General features: G+C 47.1%; 27 protein-coding genes. 23 read left to right on the forward strand and 4 right to left on the reverse strand.

Features of this window, described 5'->3' with window-relative positions:
* Positions 1-127 precede the first annotated feature (127 nt).
* Positions 128-1,033: a COX15/CtaA family protein gene (locus tag KNO86_RS00005; RefSeq protein WP_214691741.1), complete on the reverse strand. Its 906-nt coding sequence runs from the start codon at positions 1,031-1,033 to the stop codon at positions 128-130.
* A gap of 333 nt (positions 1,034-1,366) precedes the next feature.
* On the opposite strand from KNO86_RS00005, the gene cyoE reads away from it, so the two are divergent.
* The 9 genes from cyoE to KNO86_RS00050 all read left to right on the forward strand — a co-directional run bounded on the left by cyoE (position 1,367) and on the right by KNO86_RS00050 (position 8,690).
* Positions 1,367-2,287, forward strand: coding sequence for a heme o synthase (gene cyoE, locus KNO86_RS00010; protein WP_214691742.1), 921 nt, complete (start codon positions 1,367-1,369; stop codon positions 2,285-2,287).
* A 100-nt stretch (positions 2,288-2,387) separates the two neighbouring features.
* Positions 2,388-3,365 (forward strand): cytochrome c oxidase subunit II, encoded by a 978-nt coding sequence (coxB, locus tag KNO86_RS00015; RefSeq protein ID WP_074035327.1) that lies wholly within the window; start codon positions 2,388-2,390, stop codon positions 3,363-3,365.
* A 38-nt stretch (positions 3,366-3,403) separates the two neighbouring features.
* Complete coding sequence (gene ctaD / locus KNO86_RS00020; protein ID WP_214693950.1) at positions 3,404-5,272, forward strand: cytochrome c oxidase subunit I; 1,869 nt, start codon at positions 3,404-3,406, stop codon at positions 5,270-5,272.
* Complete coding sequence (locus KNO86_RS00025; RefSeq protein ID WP_015881284.1) at positions 5,273-5,899, forward strand: cytochrome (ubi)quinol oxidase subunit III; 627 nt, start codon at positions 5,273-5,275, stop codon at positions 5,897-5,899. It begins immediately after the preceding gene.
* A gap of 1 nt (position 5,900) precedes the next feature.
* The gene (locus KNO86_RS00030) at positions 5,901-6,230 is read left to right on the forward strand and encodes a cytochrome C oxidase subunit IV family protein (protein ID WP_214691743.1); all 330 of its coding nucleotides are present in this window, start codon (positions 5,901-5,903) and stop codon (positions 6,228-6,230) included.
* Between the two features lie 134 nt (positions 6,231-6,364).
* Positions 6,365-7,288, forward strand: a complete 924-nt coding sequence (locus KNO86_RS00035; RefSeq protein WP_214691744.1) for a cytochrome c oxidase assembly protein — start codon at positions 6,365-6,367, stop codon at positions 7,286-7,288.
* Between the two features lie 23 nt (positions 7,289-7,311).
* Positions 7,312-7,773, forward strand: coding sequence for a DUF420 domain-containing protein (locus tag KNO86_RS00040; protein ID WP_214691745.1), 462 nt, complete (start codon positions 7,312-7,314; stop codon positions 7,771-7,773).
* Between the two features lie 21 nt (positions 7,774-7,794).
* Positions 7,795-8,409, forward strand: a complete 615-nt coding sequence (locus KNO86_RS00045) for an SCO family protein (RefSeq protein WP_214691746.1) — start codon at positions 7,795-7,797, stop codon at positions 8,407-8,409.
* Positions 8,410-8,414: 5 nt separating this feature from the next.
* Positions 8,415-8,690, forward strand: a complete 276-nt coding sequence (locus tag KNO86_RS00050) for a hypothetical protein (protein ID WP_214691747.1) — start codon at positions 8,415-8,417, stop codon at positions 8,688-8,690.
* A 487-nt stretch (positions 8,691-9,177) separates the two neighbouring features.
* On the opposite strand, the gene KNO86_RS00055 is transcribed toward KNO86_RS00050, so the two are convergent.
* On the reverse strand, positions 9,178-9,540 hold the full coding sequence (locus KNO86_RS00055) for a YugN family protein (RefSeq protein ID WP_015881291.1): 363 nt from the start codon (positions 9,538-9,540) through the stop codon (positions 9,178-9,180).
* A gap of 104 nt (positions 9,541-9,644) precedes the next feature.
* Positions 9,645-10,379, reverse strand: coding sequence for an ATP-grasp domain-containing protein (locus KNO86_RS00060; RefSeq protein WP_251126852.1), 735 nt, complete (start codon positions 10,377-10,379; stop codon positions 9,645-9,647).
* A gap of 153 nt (positions 10,380-10,532) precedes the next feature.
* Here KNO86_RS00060 and KNO86_RS00065 point away from each other — a divergent pair, with 153 nt between their 5' ends.
* From KNO86_RS00065 to KNO86_RS00085, 5 genes are read left to right on the forward strand one after another with little or no spacing between them, the layout of a single operon-like run.
* Positions 10,533-10,982 (forward strand): YlbF/YmcA family competence regulator, encoded by a 450-nt coding sequence (locus KNO86_RS00065; RefSeq protein ID WP_214691749.1) that lies wholly within the window; start codon positions 10,533-10,535, stop codon positions 10,980-10,982.
* Positions 10,936-11,220, forward strand: coding sequence for a YlbG family protein (locus KNO86_RS00070; protein ID WP_243834772.1), 285 nt, complete (start codon positions 10,936-10,938; stop codon positions 11,218-11,220). Before KNO86_RS00065 ends, KNO86_RS00070 begins: the two co-directional genes overlap by 47 nt.
* 52 nt (positions 11,221-11,272) lie before the next feature.
* Positions 11,273-11,839 (forward strand): 16S rRNA (guanine(966)-N(2))-methyltransferase RsmD, encoded by a 567-nt coding sequence (gene rsmD, locus KNO86_RS00075; protein WP_214691750.1) that lies wholly within the window; start codon positions 11,273-11,275, stop codon positions 11,837-11,839.
* A gap of 5 nt (positions 11,840-11,844) precedes the next feature.
* On the forward strand, positions 11,845-12,339 hold the full coding sequence (gene coaD, locus KNO86_RS00080) for a pantetheine-phosphate adenylyltransferase (protein WP_214691751.1): 495 nt from the start codon (positions 11,845-11,847) through the stop codon (positions 12,337-12,339).
* A complete protein-coding gene (locus tag KNO86_RS00085) occupies positions 12,336-13,328 on the forward strand; it encodes a SepM family pheromone-processing serine protease (RefSeq protein ID WP_214691752.1) in 993 nt (330 codons plus the stop codon). The genes coaD and KNO86_RS00085 overlap by 4 nt, the downstream gene beginning before the upstream one ends.
* Here the strand turns inward: KNO86_RS00085 and KNO86_RS00090 are convergent.
* Positions 13,307-14,437, reverse strand: a complete 1,131-nt coding sequence (locus KNO86_RS00090) for a tRNA(Met) cytidine acetate ligase (protein ID WP_214691753.1) — start codon at positions 14,435-14,437, stop codon at positions 13,307-13,309. The two genes, KNO86_RS00085 and KNO86_RS00090, sit on opposite strands and share 22 nt — an antisense overlap.
* Before the next feature lie 156 nt (positions 14,438-14,593).
* Here KNO86_RS00090 and KNO86_RS00095 point away from each other — a divergent pair, with 156 nt between their 5' ends.
* The 9 genes from KNO86_RS00095 (at position 14,594) to KNO86_RS00135 (ending at position 23,199) form a co-directional block, all read left to right on the forward strand.
* Positions 14,594-15,121, forward strand: coding sequence for a YceD family protein (locus KNO86_RS00095; protein WP_074034907.1), 528 nt, complete (start codon positions 14,594-14,596; stop codon positions 15,119-15,121).
* 22 nt (positions 15,122-15,143) lie between these two features.
* Positions 15,144-15,317: a 50S ribosomal protein L32 gene (rpmF, locus tag KNO86_RS00100; protein ID WP_015881300.1), complete on the forward strand. Its 174-nt coding sequence runs from the start codon at positions 15,144-15,146 to the stop codon at positions 15,315-15,317.
* Positions 15,318-15,438: 121 nt separating this feature from the next.
* Entirely contained in the window at positions 15,439-16,278 is an 840-nt protein-coding gene (locus tag KNO86_RS00105) for a 2-dehydropantoate 2-reductase (RefSeq protein WP_214691754.1), read from the forward strand.
* Positions 16,272-16,631, forward strand: coding sequence for a DUF3397 domain-containing protein (locus tag KNO86_RS00110; RefSeq protein ID WP_214691755.1), 360 nt, complete (start codon positions 16,272-16,274; stop codon positions 16,629-16,631). Before KNO86_RS00105 ends, KNO86_RS00110 begins: the two co-directional genes overlap by 7 nt.
* 24 nt (positions 16,632-16,655) lie before the next feature.
* Positions 16,656-18,212, forward strand: a complete 1,557-nt coding sequence (bshC, locus tag KNO86_RS00115; protein WP_353047392.1) for a bacillithiol biosynthesis cysteine-adding enzyme BshC — start codon at positions 16,656-16,658, stop codon at positions 18,210-18,212.
* A 159-nt stretch (positions 18,213-18,371) separates the two neighbouring features.
* Positions 18,372-19,304: a 16S rRNA (cytosine(1402)-N(4))-methyltransferase RsmH gene (gene rsmH, locus KNO86_RS00120; protein ID WP_214691756.1), complete on the forward strand. Its 933-nt coding sequence runs from the start codon at positions 18,372-18,374 to the stop codon at positions 19,302-19,304.
* A 23-nt stretch (positions 19,305-19,327) separates the two neighbouring features.
* Positions 19,328-19,690 (forward strand): cell division protein FtsL, encoded by a 363-nt coding sequence (gene ftsL, locus KNO86_RS00125; protein ID WP_214691757.1) that lies wholly within the window; start codon positions 19,328-19,330, stop codon positions 19,688-19,690.
* Positions 19,690-21,837 (forward strand): penicillin-binding protein, encoded by a 2,148-nt coding sequence (locus KNO86_RS00130; protein ID WP_214691758.1) that lies wholly within the window; start codon positions 19,690-19,692, stop codon positions 21,835-21,837. Before ftsL ends, KNO86_RS00130 begins: the two co-directional genes overlap by 1 nt.
* A gap of 57 nt (positions 21,838-21,894) precedes the next feature.
* A complete protein-coding gene (locus KNO86_RS00135; protein ID WP_214691759.1) occupies positions 21,895-23,199 on the forward strand; it encodes a UDP-N-acetylmuramoyl-tripeptide--D-alanyl-D-alanine ligase in 1,305 nt (434 codons plus the stop codon).
* Positions 23,200-23,202: the final 3 nt, after the last annotated feature.

The following is a 23,202-nucleotide window of genomic DNA, read 5'->3' on the forward strand; positions in this document are numbered from 1 at the left end:
TGGTAAACAATCGTGGCTGGTAAGAGCACGGTCTTCCCAAGAAGCTCCCCCTTCAATTTGCGAAGCAAATAAGTGGCGAGTAGTTCACAGAATTGTAAACAAAAAAGCGCCGCGGCGCTTTTTTTACTTACCCATTCATGTCTTTCAATTGTGAATCACTTTGTCGGTCCGTCGAACGGTAAGCGTGGTAAGACAAGTAAGATAGAATGCCAAAGTAGCAAGTGATCAAGAATGCATGGAGGAGCGGCACATATGTGGCATGCCCGCCGAGTACAATCCATGCGCCAGTTCCTACCTGAAGGAGGATGAAGAAGAGAGATGCCATCATACCTCGTTGGATGATCTTGTTCATCTCTTTTCGAGCGAGATAAAGAACATATAGCGTGTACAAGACGAGTAGTCCTGCCATCACACGGTGACCCATTTGAACATACGATTCAAACGTCCACACTTCTTGTTCACAAATCGGCCAACCGACACAAGCGTATGTAGCACCGAGGTGACGGACATAGGCTCCTGTGTAAACGACGATCATCGTGTAAATCGAAAGGCCGTAAAGGTGGGCTCTCAACCGTCTCGATACGACTTTATGTTCCCGGTCACCCTCGAATAACAGAATCGTCAAAATGAGTAGCGATGCGAACGAAACGAGAGAAATCCCGAAATGAAGGGCCAAGATGGCATCTGATTGTTGCCAAACGACTGCCCCCGCTCCAATGATCGATTGGATGAGCATAAAGATAAATGCGAGAAAAGCAAAGATTTTCACATCGACACGATGTTTGACCGCGATGAACGTCCAAATCGCGAGTGCGATGATGAGAAGACCTTCAAAGCCAGAGACGACTCGGTGACTGTACTCAATCATCGTTTCAACACTTGGGTTAGTTGGAATCAATTTTCCGTGACAGAGTGGCCAGTCTGTCCCACAACCATCCCCTGAGTCTGTCTTCGTCACGGTTCCACCCATGATGAGGACAAGCATCATTCCGAGGGTGACAAACCCTGAGAAAAACGCGAGTTTTTTATGCATGCAATACCACCTGCTTCTAATCAAAATCCGTTAAAAATGTACCTTGTTTATTTATATTTTTTTCGCCATACTTATTATACGGCTTTCCGTTCAAAAAACGAAATGGAAAAGCTTGCAATCGTTATCAAAAACGTTATTCTAATATTAGTAAGGCACATAAGGTGTGACAAATATCACACTATTGACACAAAAAACTCGCTATTTTACAAGCATAAAGGGCGTATTTTATAAAAAAATATGGTATCTTTGTAGAGAGTTAAGTGTATTTTGTTCATATTGTGTTTTTTCTGTGAAGAGAATGCGAGGATTTCGTGATTATGTGGGGGGGTCAGTATGACAAAAGTCAACCCAGGAATGACTGTAGATGTAGAATATACAGAGTCAACGTCATTCCGAGATTACGTCGCCTTAGCGAAAATGGGAATCGTTCGCGCCAACTTGATGTTGGTGTTTGCAGGTTTCTTCGTGGCAGCGACGTATCAGAGCGATACGCCAGTCCTTTATTTGTTTGAAGTTTGGCCACAGCTCTTATTAACGATGTTAGGAAGCGCACTCGTGATTTCGGGGAGTTGTTACCTAAACAACTTTGTGGACCGAGATATCGATTACTTAATGGATCGTACGGACAATCGACCGAGTGTAAACGGCAAGATTTCAGGGGAGAAGATTTTACTCCTCGGATTGACACAACTTGCGTTAGGAACTCTGTTATTGCTCCTTGTATCGTACGTCGCCGCTGTATTCGGTTTAATCGGGGCATTTTTTTATGTCGTGATTTATACGATGTGGCTGAAGCGTACGAGTACGCTCAATACGGTCGTCGGTAGTATTTCGGGAGCCGTTCCACCGCTCATCGGTTGGGCAGCACTTGACCCGGCACTTCATATCGATGCGTGGCTCATGTTTCTTGTCATGTTCTTATGGCAACCACCTCACTTCCTAGCGCTCGCTATGCGACGCACGGAAGAGTATCGAGCGGCAGGCATTCCGATGCTTCCGGTCGTGAACGGATTTGCCATCACAAAACGGCAAATCATCTGGTGGATTGCGACGCTGATTCCGGCATCGCTCTTATTTATGCACTATGGTCTTGTTTACTTGACAGTCGCAGCCGGTTTAGGGGGCTACTGGTTGTATCTCGGATTGAAAGGATTCAATGCTGAGGACGAAATTAAGTGGGCAAACAAAATGTTCTTCTATTCATTAATTTATTTAGTTGTGTGGATTATCGCGCTGATTTTGACAGCACTCTGATGATTGCACTCACTATATAGAAAACCATTACACATCATTTTGGGAGAAAGTGGGGATTGTTGTGAAATCATTTAAGAAGCTTCTGTTTGGCATCGTCCCGATGATGATGTTCGCAGTCCTGTTGTCAGGTTGCGGTCAAGAGGGATTGTCTGCATTGAAGCCGATGGGAGAAGGCGCTGAGCTTCAGCTCCGCATCATTCTCATCAGTTTGGCGATCATGCTCTTCGTACTCATCATCGTATCGGTCATTTACGTGTACGTGCTCATGAAGTTCCGTCGGAAAGATGAATCGATTCCGAAGCAAGTTGAAGGTAGCAGTACACTTGAGATGATTTGGACAGTCGTTCCGATTATCCTTCTCATCATTCTCGCTGTTCCGACAATCACAACGACTGTCGAACTCGCGAAAGCGAAAGAAGCGAAAAAAGAAGAAGAAATCAACGTTACAGCAAACTTGTACTGGTGGGAATTTGAATATCCAGAAGCAGGTGTTGTGACAGGTCAAGAACTCGTCATCCCAGTTGGAAAACGAGTCGGCATCAACTTGACATCAAAAGATGTCATTCACTCATTCTGGGTACCAGCTTTATCTGGTAAAACAGATACGAACCCAGGACTTGATAACGAAATGTGGTTACATGCAAATGAACCAGGTACTTATTACGGGAAATGTGCAGAGCTTTGCGGTCCGTCACATGCCCTTATGGACTTTAAAGTCATCGCGCTCGAGCAAGAAGAATATGATCAATGGCTCGCTGACATGAAAGCCAAGCAAGACGAGAACGGTGAGAAACTCGTCGCAGACAACACGAACTTGACGACAGGTGAAGAAGTGTATGTTCAAAGCTGCTTGAGTTGTCACGGCGGCGGTAAAGTTGCACCAAGTTTAACGAACTTCGGCGATCGCGAATGGCTCGCAGGTTACCTCGAAAACAACGAGGACAACTTGAAAGAGTGGATTCGTAACCCGCAAGATAAGAAACAAGGGGCTCTCATGCCAGGTTTCAATGAAGGTCAAATCAGCAACGAAGAATTAGACGCACTCGTTGACTTCTTGTATGAGCAGAAGATTGACTAACGGGAAAAGGGGGATTTCACGTGGCACAGACCACTGCAATGCAGCAATCGCGTAAATACAATGGCATCATGGATTGGATTACGACGGTTGACCACAAAAAAATCGGTATTTTGTATTTGTTCTCAGGAATCTTCTTCCTCCTTCTCGGTGGAATTGAAGCATTACTGATTCGTTGGCAACTTGTTAAACCAATGAACGATTTCGTCAGCGGTGAAACGTTTAACCAATTAATTACGATGCACGGGACGACAATGATCTTCCTAGCGGCGATGCCGATGCTATTCGGTTTCATGAACGCCGTCGTACCACTTCAAATCGGGGCACGCGACGTTGCGTTCCCATTCATTAACTCATTAGGTTTTTGGTTGTTCTTCTTCGGTGGAGTCATGCTTAACTTGAGCTGGTTCTTCGGAGCAGCACCGAACGCAGGGTGGACAGCTTACGCTCCACTTTCGACTCAACCGGAAGCAACAGGGGTAGACTTCTACGCCCTCGGTCTTCAGATTTCAGGTTTCGGTTCATTGATGGCCGGGATTAACTTCCTCGTCACAATCTTGAACATGCGTGCGCCAGGTATGAAGCTCATGCGCATGCCGCTCTTCACATGGACGACTTTCGTTGCATCGGCATTGATCGTCTTCGCATTCCCGCCACTTACGGTCGGATTGTTCATGTTGATGTTTGAGCGACTCTTTGGAGCCGCATACTTCGACCCAGCACTCGGTGGGAACGTTGTCATCTGGGAACACCTTTTCTGGATCTTCGGTCACCCGGAAGTATACATTTTGATCTTACCGGCATTCGGTATTTTCTCGGAAATCATTCCAACATTTGCGCGTAAACGCCTCTTCGGTTACACGACGATGGTCTTCGCGACAATGCTCATCGGTTTCCTTGGATTCATGGTTTGGGTTCACCACATGTTCACAGTCGGTCTTGGTCCAGTTGCGAACTCAATCTTCGCTGTTGCGACGATGGCGATTGCTGTACCGACCGGTGTTAAAATCTTTAACTGGCTCTTCACACTGTGGGGCGGTCAAATTAAATTTAACGTGGCGATGCTTTACTCAGTCGCGTTCATTCCTTCATTCCTCGTTGGTGGGATGACAGGGGTTATGCTTTCAGTCGCACCGGCTGACTATCAGTACCACGACAGCTACTTCGTTGTCGCTCACTTCCACTACGTAATCGTAGGTGGGGTTGTATACGGTCTCTTCGCAGGTCTTTACTACTGGTTCCCACTCATGTTCGGAAAAGCCCTTTCTGAAAAGCTTGGATACTGGCAGTTCTGGTTGTTCTTTATCGGTTTCCACTTGACGTTCTTCCCGCAACATTTCCTCGGATTGTTCGGTATGCCACGTCGAGTCTTCACATATCTCGGTGGTCAAGGTTGGGATACGCTTAACATGCTCTCGACAGCTGGAGCATTCTTCATGGGTGTATCAACGATTGTCTTGCTCATCGCTGTCGTGAAAGCCTTCTTGTCAAAAGAACGCGTCAAACCAGACCACTGGGAAGACGGACGTACGCTTGAGTGGACACTTCCTGTTCCAACTCCAGAGTACAACTTTGCACAAACGCCACTCGTTAAAGGACTTGATACGTTCTGGCTCGAGAAAATGGCAGGCAACAAACGTGTGTCAGTCGCTGAAGAAGTTTCGGACATCCACATGCCGAACAACTCGCTCATTCCGTTCTTCATGTCACTCGGCCTCTTTATCGCAGGACTCGGTGCCATCTTCCAGATGGATAACACAGTCGTCGGTTGGTCATTGATCGGATTTGGATTAGCGATGACGTTCGTCTCGATGTTCCTACGTTCTTGGATTGACGATCACGGCTACTACATTCCGAAGTCACAAGTCGAAGCAGACTTGAAAGCGATTCGTGAGAAAGGAGAACAATAAATGGCACATGCAGTAGAAAAACACCCAGTGACCGGTATCCCGGCCAATCCAGAGAAAGCAACACTGGAAGGGAAAAATAAATATGTGGCCTTCTGGTTCTTCCTTGGTGGAGAGACCGTCCTCTTCGCCTCGCTCTTTGGAACGTACGTTGGTCTCTTGAACTCTGGTGCGCCAGAGGAGTTACGCTCGTATAACATTTTTGAAATGGAGCTCGTCTTCATCATGACGATGCTCCTCCTCACAAGTTCACTGACAAGTGTCCTTGCGATGATGAACATGAAAGCAAACAACCCAGGGCGTATGAAGCTTTGGTTGATTGTGACGCTCCTTCTTGGTGCAGGATTCCTCGGTGCTGAGATTTACGAGTTCATTCACTACTACCACATCGGTCACACGTTCACGTCGAGCGCATTCGGTTCAGCCTTCTACACGTTGGTCGGCTTCCACGGCGCACACGTTACGTTCGGTCTTCTTTGGATCACGACACTCTTGATTCGTAACTGGAACCGTCCAATCGATGTGTACAACGCACCGAAGTTTTATGTATCAAGTCTATACTGGCACTTCATCGATGTTGTTTGGGTCTTCATCTTCTCAATCGTCTACCTCTTAGGGATGGTGAACTAATATGGAAAAACGAGCAATGAACGAATCACACAAACAATTAGAACTTGAAGTAAAAGCAGAATCGAAACGCGAGTATCAACTTCAGTTGATCAGCTTCGCCATGATGATTTTACTCACGTTCGTGGCATTCGGTGCCGTCTATGCGGAACTGATGCCAGTCTGGGCAGCTGGTGGTTTCTTAATCATCTTGGCAGTCATCCAAGTCTTCCTTCAGTTGTATATTTTCATGCATATGAATAACCGTGGGAACACATGGATCGTCGGCATGATGTGGTTAGGCATCTTCGTCGCCATCATCACGGTCGCTGCACTACGCTTACTCATTTGGTAATTGTGACAAAGGATTGAACATCTGTGGAAACACGGATGATTCGGTCCTTTTTCCTTTACTTCAAAAATGAATGAATAGTAATCTTGAAGTGAACGGTTTCAAAGGTTAGGGAGAGAAAGAAAAGGGGTGAACGGATGCTCTGGAATACGTCGGAGCTGCTCAATCAATTTGATTGGCTCACGTTATGGAGTCCGCTGTTCGGATTGCTCATGGTCGGGATTTATGTGTTATACGCCGTCGTGACAGAGAGAATGGCGAAGCGAGGATATGCCTCGACCACGTTATTACAAAAGTTTAGTATGTTGTTTGCGATTGTCTTGTATTATATCGGTTTCGGAAGTCCAATTGATGTGTTGGCACATATCATTTTATCGGTGCATATGTTCCAAATGGTGCTCGTCTATATTTTGGCACCGGCACTCGTCGTTTATGGTCTACCGTACTGGGTGTTTGAAAAAGTACTTAGCTTCAAATTCATTGGGCCAACGTTTAAGTTTTTAACAAAACCACTCATCGCGCTCATTTTATTCAACGCATTGTTCTCGATTTATCACATGCCGGTCGTATTTGACTATGTCTTGACGAACTATGGCGTACACCGCATCTTCCACGGTGCATTAGTCGTCTTTAGTTTGACGATGTGGTACCCGGTCATCGTTCCGCTAGTGACGGACGAAGAGGAAGGTATGTCCGACTTAAAACGAATGGTGTATATCATCGCCAACGGAGTGTTGTTAACACCAGCCTGTGCGCTCATCATCTTCAGTCAAACGACGCTATATAACGCGTATACGGACCCGGAGACGTTCGCTAGGGTACTTGGATACTGTCTACCGAATGGGGACGTGTCGGGGATTAACTTAGAGGCGCTCATGGGAGCGACGAACAGTGCACTCGAAGATCAACGGTTCGGTGGCGTCTTGATGAAACTTGGTCAAGAGATTGTCTACGGCTTCTTCTTCGGCTGGACGTTCTTTGGTTGGGTACGCCGTACGAAATCGCTTGCGCTCGATGAAGGCATGTCTTTCACTCCGCAAGAAACAAATGAGAAAAATTAAACAGAACAAAAGGGGAAACATTGATGAACTATCTTGCCTTAATTAGTGTGTCATTCATCGTCATCAGTGCGATTCTTGTCGCCATCGGATGGGTGATTATCGCAAAAGACCGTAGCAACATCGAAAAACATAAGAAAGTGATGACGGCGGCCGCGATTGCAGCGACGACGTTCTTTATCCTTTACGTCTCACGCACGATTTTTGTCGGGAATACGGCATTCGGCGGACCGGATTCTGTCAAACCGTTCTATCTCGGCTTTATGATCTTCCATATCCTACTCGCGACTACAGGTGGTGTCCTTGGATTGATCACCTTGTATCTCGGTTATAAAAACAAGATTGAGAAACACCGTAAAATCGGACCGAAAGCATCAGTGATTTGGTTCTTCACAGCGATTACAGGTGTGACGGTTTATATCCTTCTCTATGTGGCTTATGACCCGGGTGAAACGACGAACGTATTCCGCGCAATAATCGGAGGATGATCCATAGAGAGGGAGAGTTGTATGAAACGGAATAGCTATATGACGGTCGGTTTGACCGTCCTAACGCTCGTTGTCATCGGAGTAGCCGTGTATTTTATATTCTTTAACGAAGATGACTTGCCGGTCATCCAAGAGCCAACCCCGTTCACATTGACGAACGCATTAAATGATGAGACATACAATTCCGATAATGGAAAAGTAAAAATTGTCACATTCTTTTATACGAACTGCCCTGATATTTGTCCGCTCACGCTACGTGATTTTATGAAGCTTGAGAAAGAGTTGAAGGCAGAGAATCTATACGGTTCAGACGTAGAGCTCGTCGCTATCACGGTCGACCCGAAAGTGGACACGGTCCCTGTACTCAAAAACTACGGGGAAGCGTTCCAGGCGGAGCCAAACGGATGGAAGATGTTGACGGGTGACCAGGTCGACATTGACCGAATCACACGACAGCTGCAATTTTATTATTCGAAGGCGAACAGCGGGCTTGTGACGCATGCGACGACGATGTACGTCATCGACCGTCATCATGATGTTCGTGCCGTCGCTCAGATGGCGACAGCAGGGGATGAACCCGTTGATATCGAATCTATCATGGAGGACGTTAAAGTACTCGCGAATGAAAAGGAGTGATCACCATGAACGATACGATGGCTGTGATTGGGAATGACTATTCATACGGAGACGTGACGATCGCGGAACGGGCGATTGAGGATTTGATCGCATGTAGCGCCATTGAGTTCGGCTTAAAAGAAGTGAAAGTCGTGTCTCGATCGAAAGACCATTATGATTATCAAATCATTGCATCTTTACCACTCGTCGAGGCGGAGCGCTTGTATCGCTACGTTCGAGACCAATTTGATTTATTGCTCGGTCAGGTCGATGTGACGCTGACCATCATTGCGACCAATTAATATAAGCCCACAGAAGCGGATTTGCTTCTGTGGGCTTTGTTTTATAATCGTATTTTTTAGTGAGCTTGATAAAGGATTAATATCCTATTTTTTAGTGAGCTTGATAAAGGATTAATATCCTATTTTTTTGTGGATCATGAAAAAGTTCTGCGAAGAAGCAATATCCATTTTCAAAGTCATCTAAATCTGCTTCATTGGAAAGTACGATGTGTGTCCTGAATGACTCGTTCCATTGGGGTCGGATATTGCTGATTGCTTGAGGCTCTAATAAATCTCTATCTTTCATTTGATAAGTTTAGATATAAAGAGTCTGGATTGATTCAGAAAAAATCATTTGTTCCAATTCATGAATTGAATCAGGAAGATGAATCATTTTTAACTGGATGCGTGATGCTCCGATGCATAACCGGTTACTCTCTTTTTCAAGATAGATTGAATTCTTCAAGGCTGTGAACCTCCGATATAGCCCAAAAAGAAACCCCTTTGCTTATGCAAGGGGTTTGACTTCTAGTGTTTCTGCGAGTGCCTTCAGGCGACGTTCGCAGTCGCGGACGATTTCTTCTGGGAAGACTTCATCGTATTCAACACCGTGTGGATAATAATGCTTCCCTAAAATCGGTGTAAGCATTTTAACAACAGCGTGACGATCTTCGATTTGACCTTCAATAGCGTATACAGGTAAGCGAAGATAGAATGTTTCGCCAGTCGATTGTTTCTCATATTTCATATCATACGTGGCACGCTCATAATCCCAAGCACCTTCACGGATGAAATGATGATGATCCATGATCGTCTCGAGCAAACCAAAACGGATTTCTTTTCCCTCGATGTGGAACTGCTCAAATTTCATCATAATCCCCCTTTTCGAATAAACCTCATATGTCATCATACCATATTCAAAAACGTTCTTGGAATAACGTGTGTTCAAATTGTGAAAAAAAGATGAACGATTGATCAGCTTAATGTAGATAAATATTCTTCGATTTTTTGAGGGAGTTTTACCCCGAGTGGGAGCAGTCCTTCCGAACCGAAAAAGACGTTGAATTCCAAAATATAGAATCCTTCTTCCGTCACGATAACGTCAAACGCTGCGTGGTTGATGTGCAACGTATTCGCAATCGATTGAACTTCTTTGACGACGTCTTCAGGAATGTCTTCGTACGAGAAGTTAGCTCCTTGGGCGACGTTATTCAAAAACGCCTCACTGACGCGCCAATACGCACCGACGACTTCTTCACCAATAATGATGACTCGTAAATCACGATCATTTGGGATGAACTCTTGGACATAGAACGTATCATGGTTCTCGACATACTCTAACCAGTCTTGGTCGTTCTTAATCAACCATACCCCTTGTCCCATCGAGGATTTGGCTTTTTTGGCAACGAACGGATAGTGGAACTCTTCCAACACGCGTTCAATCGTGTATGGATTTTTTCCGTAAATGAGCGTCTTCGGAATACGGTGAGGGTACGTCGCTTTAAAGGCACGTGTCATCTCGATTTTGTCGTGCCCGAGATGATATGTCGCCGGAGATGGGAAAATGGCTTTGTTCATTCCGTAAATGATGGAGTTGATCATCCAGTACTCGGGGAACAAAACGAGGTCAGCTTCGCGTACTTTATCGAGTTGATCATAATAATATTCAGGCTTCGCATAATCCGTTTTGATTCCGGCTGATCGAATCATATTAAAAGAAACTTTTTTCATATACAGACGCACTGGGTACGTCTATTCACTTCCTTTCTACATTGAACGCCTTGCGGTCAACTTCAATTATAGTGTGGATTGCTTACATAGGGAAACAATTGTGGTAAAATCATGGCAGAAAGGGTGAGGGGTATGATAATCACTGAACAGACGATTGCCCTGCTCGATCAAACTGAAGAATTGACCGATTTGATTGAAGCAAGCGAATCGTTTCAAACATATATTCAAACGAAAGCGACACGTCTCGCATCACAAGAAGCGAAGGAAATCGAGCGCGAGTTCCTAAAGATGAAAGAGGACTATGAGTACGTCCAGCGGTTCGGGAAGCACCATCCGGACCACGACCGCATCAAAAAAGAGATGCATCTCATCAAACGTCGTCTTGACGTTCAGCCGGAAATTGCTGCGTTCAAAAAAGCAGAACGAAGCTTGGATAAGTTGTTAGGGGAAGTGAGTGAACTATTAGCTCATTCAGTCTCTCCTAAAATCAAGGTCCCGACTGGTAATCCATTCTTTGACGAAGGTGGATGTTCCGGTGGTGGCAGTTGCGGAGGAGGCGGAAGTTGTGGATGCGCCGTCTAAGTTGAATGAACGGATCGGTTTCGTCGTATACGTGAATTCCTTGAAACAAGTGAAAGCGTTAAGACGTTATGCGAATCTGTACTTTGTCTCAAAACGAGAGAAGTATGCGTTTCTTTATACAGACCTCGAAGGTCATGAAGCTGTACTCGAACAAGTAAAGGCATTGCCGTTCGTGGAAGCGGTCGTTCGGAGCGAGCGTCCATTCATTTCCGAAACGTACGAGACAAAATCGAAATAAACAAAAAGATGAAGGTGGCATCACCTTCATCTTTTCTGCTGGAGGGAAAGACATGCGTGTCATATCTGGAGAACGAAAAGGGACCCGTTTAAAGGCGGTCCCAGGAACGGCTACGCGGCCGACAACAGATAAAGTAAAGGAATCGTTATTCAACATCATTGGACCCTATTTTTCTGGTGGGAAAGCGTTAGACCTCTATGCGGGCAGTGGTGGACTTGGCATCGAGGCGTTGTCAAGAGGGTGTGACGAAGCGGTGTTTGTCGACCGTCAACCGAAAGCCGTGCAAACGATTCAAGAAAACTTGCGGGCGACCCACTACGAAAAGAAGGCGAACGTGTATCGTCAAGACGCCAAGGCGGTGCTCGAACAGCTTCGCGCACAGAAGGAACAGTTCAAGCTGATCTTTATGGATCCCCCGTATCATGCGGAAGAGCACGAGGCTTTCTTAAGATTGATTGATGAAGCTGACATGTTGATCGATGTTGGCGTCATCGTCTGTGAACACGGGAGCGACGTGACATTACCGGAACGTATCGGACGACTTGAACGAATTAAAGAACAGCGATACTCAGAGGTGATCACCATCAGCTTTTATGAGTATGCATCGATTGAGGAGTGAAACAAATGAAGCGGATTGCGATTTGCCCGGGGAGCTTTGACCCGATCACTAATGGACATTTAGACATTATCGAACGAGCGGCGGCGATCTTTGACGAAGTCATTGTCGCCGTCCTTGAAAATTCCAGCAAGGCCCCACTATTTGATGTGGAAGAACGATTAGCACTCATCCGAGAGGTGACGACACATCTTCCGAACGTGTCGGCTGACGCGTTCGGTGGACTTCTCGTCGAGTATGCTGCAGAGCGAGAAGCGGCAACGATTGTGCGTGGATTACGGGCCGTATCTGATTTTGAATACGAACTTCAAATCGCATCAATCAATAAGAAATTGAATGAGAACGTGGAAACATTGTTTATGATGACGAACAGTCAGTACTCATTCCTTAGCTCATCTATCGTGAAAGAAGTAGCGAAATATGGCGCATCAGTCAGTGAACTCGTCCCAGAGCAAGTCGAAGTCGCGTTACGTAAAAAGTATCAAGTGAGTTCGGGACAATGAAATCACTAAAAATCGGGCTTGGTCTGCTCGTCACTGTTCTTCTATTTCTCTTCGTTCCGCTCCCTTATTACATTTCATCACCTGGTGCGGCGACGTCGATTGAAGAGTTCCTGACCGTCGAAGGTGGCGAAAAGGATGAAGGGGAACTGATGATGGTGACCATCTCGCAACGGAGAGCGACACCGTTTTGGTTAGTGGAGAGTTGGGTCACACCGTTCACAGAAGCCAATTTAACTAGTCGTTATTTATACGATGGAGAAAGCGAGGCGGACTACGACAGACGTCAACAACTTTTGATGGACTCCTCTCAACAAGCGGCAATCCAATATGCTTATGAGCTCGCTGACGAAGAAGTAGCGGTCGATTTTGAAGGAATTTACGTCTCTGCGCCGATTCCGGGCTCTCTCGCCGCCAACGTCTTAAAGCCGGGCGATGTCATTACGGCAATCGACGGCATGTCATTTGCGACACGTATGGACTTTTTAAATCGGGTGATGGAATCGGATGCTGGTGATGAAGTCGAGTTGACGATTGAGCGAGATGGGGAGGAACGTGTCGTGCAGACGCTCATTCAACCGATTGACCAAAGTGGTGACCGCGTCGGGATAGGTATATATGAGCCACTCCCTGTCCAGGAAATCACAGCAGACCCTAAAGTCGATGTCGCTTTGACGAATGTCGGGGGACCGTCCGCAGGATTGATGTTCACGTTAGAAATTTATGACCAGCTGACGCCGGGAGATTTGGCGAACGGAAAGCGGATCGCTGGCACGGGAACCGTCGATGAAGAAGGAAATGTCGGACCAATCGGAGGCGCGTGGCAAAAGATTGTCGCAGCGGAAGAGGAAGGGGCAGAAGTCTTTTTCGTCCCGGCCGGTTCCAATTATGAGGAAGCGCTTGAATCGCGTGACCGTCTCGACAGTGACATAGAAGTCGTCCCTGTTAAGACGGTCGAAGATGCAATCCGTTATTTAGAAGAGATGAACTGAGGTCGCTGGCGGTGTTCAATCAATGTGTCGTTATGAAGCGGCAGTCGATACGCCTCAGTGACACGAGCTTCAAAATCGAGCCGTTCATCGTACTTACCGATGAGCGGCAATTCTTGTTTCACATCCCGTAATGCCACACGACCGATGTCATTAAACGCGAGCGGTCTCACGTAGGGGACATCATCAAAACGAGTCGGTGCTTCTTCTTTTAACCAGTGCAGAAGAATGGACACGAACGCTCGTTGAATCGATGTGCGTGTATAGCGACGTGTCGAAACGGATGTGAGGGCATGTTCAAACGATGTTTCGAATCCGGCTCGTTTAAGGCGAGGTGCGAGGGACGTGTCAATGCCGACGAGCTCGCTCAACGTATGGAGCGGCAACGTGCGGAGTTTGTATTGTAAGACGGGCCAAAACAGTTCCCAATGCGTCATTGATTGCGACTGGAACATCGCTTCTGTCGATGCCGGAACGGCACGAACTTCACCCGTTTCTAGGTAATGGGCCCGGATGCCGGTGGCCGACATGACGTCTGTGAGTGAGGTGTCGTGATAATCTGCCCCGAGACGCTTCACCGTATGTAACTGAATCGTCTTTGCTGCTTTGGCGTAATGATACGCCAAAATATTGTTAGGGCGTGTCAAATCAAACGACGGATAGACGGTACGGAAAGCCCGACTTGAAGCTTGCGCCGACGAATGACCCTCTTGTAGCGCTTGGTGGAGTGCCTCTTTATATAGAGGTGTCTCTTCGACATTTGACTGCGCTGCATGAAGAATGGCGTCGACATCTCCGCTTTCGCTTCCGAACGATAGCGTTTGGCATCGGAGTTGTTCGGCGATTGAGACGGCAGACATGGCGAAGCGATCCGCCCGTTGTACCCCATACTTGGTCGGTAGTTCGACGACGAGGTCGATTGCCCCGCTCTCGACGGCCGCTCTTGCCCGTTTCCACTTATCGAATGAGGCTGGTTCTCCTCGTTGAGTGAACTGGGCACTCATGATGGCAATCATGGCATCAGCCCCGGTTTCTTGACGTGCGGTTTGCGCTTGATAATAGTGTCCGTTGTGAAACGGATTGTACTCTGCGATAATGGCCGTCTTTTGCATGATTTACTCCTTTGCATTGTCGTATGGATTGGTGTAAGATGAGTAAGTACGCTTTGGCAAAGCGCCGTCGTCAACTGATTTTAGTGTAAAGAAAAAACATTGACAAAACAAGTTGGCCTATCTATAATTCATATTGTTGCAATTGAGGTGATTCGGATGAAATGGTCTATTGCACAGCTACTTAAGCTCCGAAACCAGGGTGACGGTTTTACGATCGATGAGATGGTAGAACTACCAGAGCTGACTCAGCTCCATCCGGATATCCGTTCGATTCGCCCGGTGCATGTGCACGGGGATGCATCGTTCACATCTAATCAAGTTACATTCAATCTGAAGATTCAAGGTGATCTGACGTTGCCAGATGCGCGAACGTTAGAAGACGTCACTTATGAATTTGATATTGAATCGCTCGAGCCTTTCTTTTTGGAGAATGGGCGTTATACGGAGCAATTCGATGACGTGAATTTGCCAGAAGGAAATACAATCAGTCTTGTACCGATTGTAAAAGAGCTCATCATGTTAGACGTCCCGATGCAAGTTTATGGGAACGAAACAGACAAAACTCAGGTTGAAGGGGAAGGCTGGACGCTCACTGACGAACAGCCGGATGCCCAACCAAAAATTGACCCGCGATTCGCGGGACTGGCCGACCTGTTCTCGAAAAAAGAGAACGAGGAAGGTTAACTTTTCAAGGAGGTGGACAACGATGGCAGTACCATTCCGTAGAACGTCGAAAACTCGCAAACGTCTTCGTCGTACTCACTTCAAACTCAACGTACCTGGTATGAACGAGTGCCCGAACTGTGGCGAAATGAAACTTTCACACCGTGTTTGCAAATCTTGCGGACATTACAACGGTAAAGAAGTAACAAGCAAATAATGCGAGAAGAAGTGATCTGATATCAGGTCACTTCTTTTTTTGTTTGTCATTTTTGGGTCATGGCGAAAAGATGTGGTAAACTTTTTGTGCGAAAATAGTTCTATTCAGGAGGAAAGCATGTATGAACTCCATCAAACGGATTGGCATCATCGGGAACGGGGCGGTCGGACTATTGATGGCATCCTTGCTCGCTGATGATTATGAGGTGACGGTATATGGACGAAGCGGATCACCTGAAAAGATTTTAATCACACGAACGGGTATGACGAATGGATCAGCATATGTATCGCTACAATCTAGTGCGACATTAGAAGAAACTGACCAAGATCTCTTTTTTGTCACGACGAAAGCCCATCAAGTCGAACAGGCTACGGCACGACTCTCTGGAGCGGTTCCTGTCTTCATTTGCTCGAACGGGATTGCCCATCTAGATTATGCGAAACAACGTGGATTTCATTTAGGTGTCGTCGAACACGGGGTGACGAAACAAGGAAACACCATCGAACATCGTGGACTCGGACGTATTCGAATCGGGAGTATGACAGGTCTCCTTCCGATCACACTTCAAGATAGTCCCCTTCAGGTCATCTGGGAAGAAGACATCGAACAAGTCGTGATCGAAAAACTCTTCGCGAATGCCATCATCAACCCCATCACAGCATTATGCCGTGTTCCGAATGGTGCGCTCGCAAACGCGCCATATCGTGAGATTGCGCATTCCATCTACGAAGAACTAACGCCGCTATTTTCAAAGCGTGTCTCGTATACTTATATCGAGTCGATCATCGAACGCACTGCCGAGAATCGTTCTTCCATGTTACGTGATCTTGAAGAAGGTCGACCGACAGAAGTGGATGCGATTCTAAAACCAGTGATTGAGAAAGCCGAACAAATGAAGATTTCACTTACAGTCATCCCATTGCTACATAAACTGATTATAGGAGCGAGCGCATCGTGCTAGTGTATATCGTTTCATTTCCACTCATCTTATGGTTTATGGTGTATATGATACTTAGAAAAATTATGCCGAAATCAATCAACTCATTCAAACTCGCCTGCGATGCCGGGGTCGTACTCTGGTTCTATGCATGCGGCGTTTTACTTGAGGCCATCTTCGGGACGGAAGTGTTTCTTCTATTGCTTGCGGCATGTTGCGCCATCTTTCCGATCAATGCGATCTGGCAGCGGATTCGTTATGAGGAAGTGTTGTTCACGAAGATGTTCGTCCACGGCTGGCGCTTGCTCTTTTTACTCCTAGTCCCGACGCATGCGATTTTGTTTGCGATCGGCGTGGCCCAAGAAATGATTCGTTGATTGATTGAAAGGAAGTTGTTATACGTGAAGGTAGAAGCATTTGATGCCCTATATGCACCCACATCCCCGATGATACAAATTGAAGAAGGGTACGGGCGCTGGCTCGATTATCGAGGCATGGATGAAGTCGAGAAGCGCGCAACGGAGATTGCAGGACGCTCATACGACCATCTCCATGAACTCGTCCACATTTTAAAACAGCAGCAACGGCAGTTCGGGGAACTATCGGAACGTCTATCAGCGAATCTCGATTTGCTCGAACAGCGTGAAGCATACGTCATGGTGACCGGGCAACAAGTCGGCGTGTACGGAGGTCCTCTATTCGCTGTATACAAATTGCTAGCGGTCATCAAACGAGCGAAAGAGGCGGAATCGAAGCTCGGCAAACCGGTCCTTCCGATTTTTTGGATGGCGACGGAAGATCATGACTTCGCGGAAATCAATCATGTCTTCACGACCCAGACGTTTTCAAGAACGTTAAAAAAAGATGCATTATCCACGCTTCCGCTAGCAGGAAAAGCATCTGTAGGGGAGCTTGAGTTCGACCGAGTGAAACTTGAGCTGGTACAAATGGCGCAGCGGATGTTGTTGAACGAGACGGAGACGCCCCATACATTACGTCTGTATCAGGAGCTGATTGAACTCATTCAAGAAAGTCATTCGTTCGCGCAGTTTTTCGGAGGGATGATGCGCCGTTTCGTAGGGAACGACTTTTTATTGTTTGACCCGCACGCGAGTGACGTCCGCGCACTTGAACGTCCGATGTTCCGTCGACTGATTGAACAACATGACGCATTCCAACAAGCGCTTGAACATGCCTTTGAAGACGGCATGCCATCCGTCGAGTTGAATAAAGAGGCAGCACATCTCTTTTACCATGACGGGACGCGTGAGTTGCTCACAAAAACCGACTCGGTGTACACGACAAAACGTGGACATCGATTCACGGAGACCGAATTGCTCAATGAAATCGAGGCACACCCGGAACGCTTTTCAAACAACGTCGTCTCTCGACCGCTCATGCAAGACTATTTATTTCCGACGCTCGGCTATGTCGCTGGTCCTGGGGAAATCGCTTACTGGCTACAACTCCGTCCGTTATTCCACGAGCTTGGATGGAAAATGCCGCTCCTATTACCTCGTCTCGGTGGGTTAATCGTCTCGAGTAACGATGAAAAGAAATTACGACAAGAAGGCGTCACACTTGAGGAATATATGAAGCAACCGCTACCTGATCATCCGTTTGATGATGAGGCGTTTGAAGCGAAGTTATATGCGTATCGGACACTCACGGAGGCGGTCAGCCAGGAAGCCCGCAGTCACGGCAGACGATTTGAGACGAAGTCGAGACACGTTCTCGAACGGTTGGCAGATGAGATGCGTGCCGAGGCGAAGCGTGACCAATATCGATTGAACGCGCGACGTATTCAGCTTTCGACTCGACTCTTCCCGATGAATGCACCTCAGGAGCGTATTTTATCGATGGTTCCAATGTTGAATCGTCATGGTCTCGACGTTTTTGAGCGGATGAAGCACGCTTATGAGCAATCGGAAGCGGAGCGATGTTTGTTCAAGGTATAACCTTTTTTTGAACAGCTCTTGACATTTGTCAGGAGCTTTTTTTTGTTGTTACCTTTTTGTTTCCTCTTTTCGCTAAAAACCTGTACGGACCTTGACATTTTTATGATAAAGTAAGTGTAATAAAACAGTTGAAATATGTAGGTTGAGAGGGTTTTTTGAATGTTTGAGCATGAAACGGTTTTAAAAATGGAGTCCATTGAGGGATTGAACATCAAACCAGATGGGGTATATGTGGACTGTACGTTAGGTGGAGCGGGTCATAGTGAAGAAATCGCAAAGCGTTTAACGACGGGACAACTATATGCGTTCGACCAAGATGACGTCGCACTCGCGCACGCGAAAGAGCGATTGGCTCCTTATGAAGGCCGTGTGACGTTTATAAAGAGCAACTTCGTTCACTTGAAAGAAGAGCTCGCCCAACATGGCGTGACGAAAGTGGACGGCGTACTATTCGACCTAGGCGTTTCATCGCCACAGCTTGATGAGGCAGAACGTGGATTCAGTTACAACTACGACGCGCCGCTCGATATGAGAATGGATCGCTCGCGAGAGTTTTCAGCTTATCATGTTGTGAATGAATGGTCGTTTGGAGAACTTGCTCGTATTTTCTTTACATACGGGGAGGAAAAGTTTTCAAAACAAATCGCACGAAAGATTGAGCAAGCCCGTGCCGATAAACCGATTGAGACGACGTTTGAGCTTGTCGACTTGATTAAAGAGGCGATTCCTGCACCAGCAAGACGCAAAGGCGGTCATCCAGCGAAACGAACGTTCCAAGCGATTCGAATCGCCGTCAATGACGAGTTGAACGTATTCGACCGTGCCGTTCAAGATGCGATTGATTTACTCGCAGTGAACGGACGCATCTGTGTCATTACGTTCCATTCATTAGAAGATCGAATTTGTAAACAAGTGTTTAAAGAACGGAGCCAACACCCGCCGTTACCACCAGGATTGCCGGTCATTCCGAAAGAGTTCGAACCTGAACTCAAATTGATCACACGCAAACCAATCGTGGCGAGTGAAGGAGAACTCGAAGATAACCGTCGTTCACGCTCGGCAAAACTGAGAGTGGCCGAAAAACAAAAATAATCACTTTGTAGGAGGGATACCTGATGCCAGAAGCTGCCCGTAAGGCGTTGCAGCCTCAAGTTACACCGAATCGAAATCCGATTCCGCAAGAACGACCAATACCTGCTCCAAAACGACGCACGTTGACCTTGTTTGAATCGATCCTGTATCCAGTGATGATTGGTTCAGTGGTCATGTTCGGTGGCATCACGGTGTCAAAACACAACGAAGCGTATAACATTATGCGTGATACGGCAGCCGTCAACCAGCAGGTAAATGGGGTTGCAAAAGAAAACGAAGAACTAAAGTATGAAATCGCCCAACTAAGCTCGCCAGAACGAATTTACGCGATTGCCGAGAAACTCGGAATGAAATTCAATGAGAAGAACGTCAAGGTGATTGATTGATGAATTCTCTACAACAGAGTAAAAAAAGAGTGGCGTGGGTAGCGATTGTCTGCTTCACCCCGCTCTTTTTATTTTTTGTCGGATGGTTTCTTTACTTGTCTGTCACGCATACATATAAAGGCGAGAATATGTTGGCGTTCGCTGAAGAGCAACGATGGAAGGCAGTCAGTACGTTAGAAGCCGAACGAGGCGAAGTGTACGACCGTTTTGGTCAACCGATTGCCATCAACATTCCATCGTATCGACTTGTCGCCGTGTTAAAACTTGGCGGCGAACGGGTCGAAGGAAAAACGCTCATGCCAAACGAGTTCGAAGAAGCCGCAAAACAACTCGCTACCGTGCTTCCGATGACAGAGGCCGACATCTTGAAGCGACTTGAGCAAAATGTCGACCGTGGACAGATCGAGTTCGGTGTTCCGGGGCGTGATTTGACCGTTGAACAAAAAGAAGAGATCGAAGCGTTTGAACTTCCGGGTATCACGTTCGTCGAAGAACCGAAACGTTACTACCCGAATAAAGTATTCGCATCTTCGGTCATCGGCTATGCGCAAAAGATTGACCAAAACGGTCGGATTGAGCTCGTCGGTGAACTCGGGATCGAAAAATCGCTCAACGACATTTTAAGTGAGTCATATGGCTTGTACCGATTTGAGAAAGATTTGGCGGGGCGTGAACTCGTCTCGAGCGATGAACAATTAAAAATCGAGCCAGAAGACGGGGCTGATGTGCAACTGACGATTGATCATCGGATTCAACAGCTGCTCGAGACGAAGATGAATGAGTTATATGAGGAGTATGAACCGAAAAATGCGACGGCCATCATCATGGATCCGAAAACAGGGGAGATTATCGCCTTATCGGACCGTCCATCTTTCGACCCGAATACGCGTGAGATTTCCTCATACAGTAACTTCTCGGTCTCGTCTCGCTTTGAGCCAGGGTCAACGATGAAAATTTTCACGTTGGCGGCTGCAATCAACGAGGGCGTATATAACCCAAATGAATTGTACAAGTCTGGTTCATACAAGTACGGCAAGACGGTATTCAATGATTACAACATTACCGGATGGGGTACCATTCCTATGGTAGAAGGCGTCTGGCACTCGTCGAACGTCGCGTTCTCGATTTTAGCGAACGAACGACTCGGTCTCAGTCGCTATGAAGATTACTTCAAAGCGTTCAAGTTCGATCAACGGACCGGAATTGATTTACCTGGTGAGGTAAACAGTCAATTCGACTTCGAGAGTCCGATGAACGTCTTGATCACAGCTTGGGGACAATCGACCGCGGTGACACCGATGCAAATCTTGCAGGCGACATCTGCGATTGCAACGGACGGCACGATGAAACAACCGCACGTCATTAAGAAGATTGTCAACAGCGAGACGGGCGAAACGATTCGAACGACGAACCCGAAAGAGGTCGGTCAACCGATCACTGCAGAGACTGCGAAAAAGACGCGTGAAGCACTTGACGGTGTCGTCAATAGCGATGTGGGAACAGGCCAATTGTATGCGTTAGATAACTATCAAGTGGTCGGGAAGACGGGTACTGCCCAAATCGCTGAGAACGGAAAGTATTTGAGCGGACAGTACATTCACTCATTCGTCGGGATGGCACCGGAAGACGATCCGGAACTCGTCATGTATATCGCAGTCGATCGTCCGAACAGTGACTCGTCGACAACGGGACCACGCATCATGGCGCCACTCTTCAAAGATGTGATGGATGTCGCGTTACGATACCGGAGTGTCGAACCTGAAAAACAAGAAAAAGCAGTCGATGCCTCGACAAAGACGACGACATCGTACATCGGTAAAAACCGTGAAGATGTCGTAAAAGAGGCGACTGACAGCTCATTCAATCCGATCGTCTTAGGTGACGGGGATGAAGTGACGGCTCAAAGTCCTGTAAAAGGACAATCTTATGTCGTCGGTGAGCGACTGTTGCTAAAAACGAGTAATTCGTTTACGATGCCAACATTAAAAGGGTGGTCGTTACGAGATGTAAAACGTTTAGCGACGCTTTATCAATTAAATTTAGAAATCGATGGTACCGGATTTGTCACATCGCAATCGATTGGCAAAGGGAAACCTGTCAAGACGGGTGCCTCCTTGAAAGTGAAATTGGAGACACCATCGAATTAACGCACGAGATGAAGAGGGCTGCGGCTCTCTTTTCCTATGTATGAGGAGGAAGTTTGTATGGAACAATTGACAGTTCAAAAATTAGCGTCTTGGTTTGGGATTGACGTGGAAGACAATCGTCTCGTCGAACGCGTCGCCACAGATTCGAGAGATGAGAATGGGGCAGGACTATTTGTCCCAATCGTCGGTGCACGTGTTGATGGTCATGACTACATCGAAGCAGCGATTGAGAAAGGGGCCATCGTCACGTTTTGGGAAGAAGGTCGCCCTCAACCGGACAATGTGTTCGTCATCCCCGTCAAATCGACGATCAATGCCTTGCAGACGGCAGCGGCACGCTATTTAGAGGAAATCAATCCACTCGTGGTCGCCATTACCGGATCAAACGGGAAAACGTCTACGAAAGACATGATTGCCGTCGTACTTGAAGAAAAATTCAAGACGCACAAGACAGCTGGAAACTTCAACTCGGACGTTGGTTTACCGCTTACCGTCCTTCGCATGCCGCGCGACACGGAAGTGGCCGTGTTAGAGATGGGCATGAACGGATTCGGTCAAATCGAGCAATTGTCGAAACTTGCCAAACCGGACGTGGCATTTGTCACGAACATTGGGGAGTCACATGGTGAACAAGTCGGCGGACGCACAGGGATCGCGAAAGCGAAGCTTGAAATCAAAGCTGGTCTGAAACCGGACGGACGATTGATCGTCGATGCGGATGAGCCGCTTCTTGCCGGTCAAGGCTATCGAGTCGGATACGATGAGACGGCGGACGGGAAAATCGAAGTGGTCGAGACGACGTTCGATGCATCCATCTTTAAATACAATGGTGACCTGTACGAGCTGAAGGTGCTCGGTGCCCATCAAATCCGAAACGCAGCTTATGCGATCGCGTGTGGTCTCGAGTTCGGACTCGATCATACGATGATTCAACGCGGTCTTGACCGCATCAAACTGACGACGATGCGAATGGAAAAGCAGATGTTCGGTGAAGCGCATCTCATCAACGATGCATATAATGCGAGCCCAACATCGATGATTGCGGCGATTGAAACGGTCAAATCGCTCGAAGGCTTTTCGAAGCGTGTTCTCGTCCTTGGCGATATGTATGAGCTAGGATCTGACGAACAAGCCCAGCACACACAAGTGGGTGGCGTCGTGACATCTCCCGTGACGGATTGTATTCTCGTCGGTGAAAAAGCGAAATGGATTGCGGATGGTATTGAAGACACACGAGTGAACGTCACATCTGTCCCGACCGTAGAGGAAGCGAAGGCGCTCCTTCATCGTTATCAACGACCGGATACTGTGGTATTGTTAAAGGCATCTCGAGGACTGGCGCTTGAGCGTCTCGTTCAATAAATA

The sequence above is a fragment of the Exiguobacterium sp. s160 genome, from assembly GCF_018617575.1.
In the GTDB taxonomy this organism is placed as follows: Bacteria; Bacillota; Bacilli; order Exiguobacteriales; family Exiguobacteriaceae; genus Exiguobacterium; species Exiguobacterium aestuarii_A.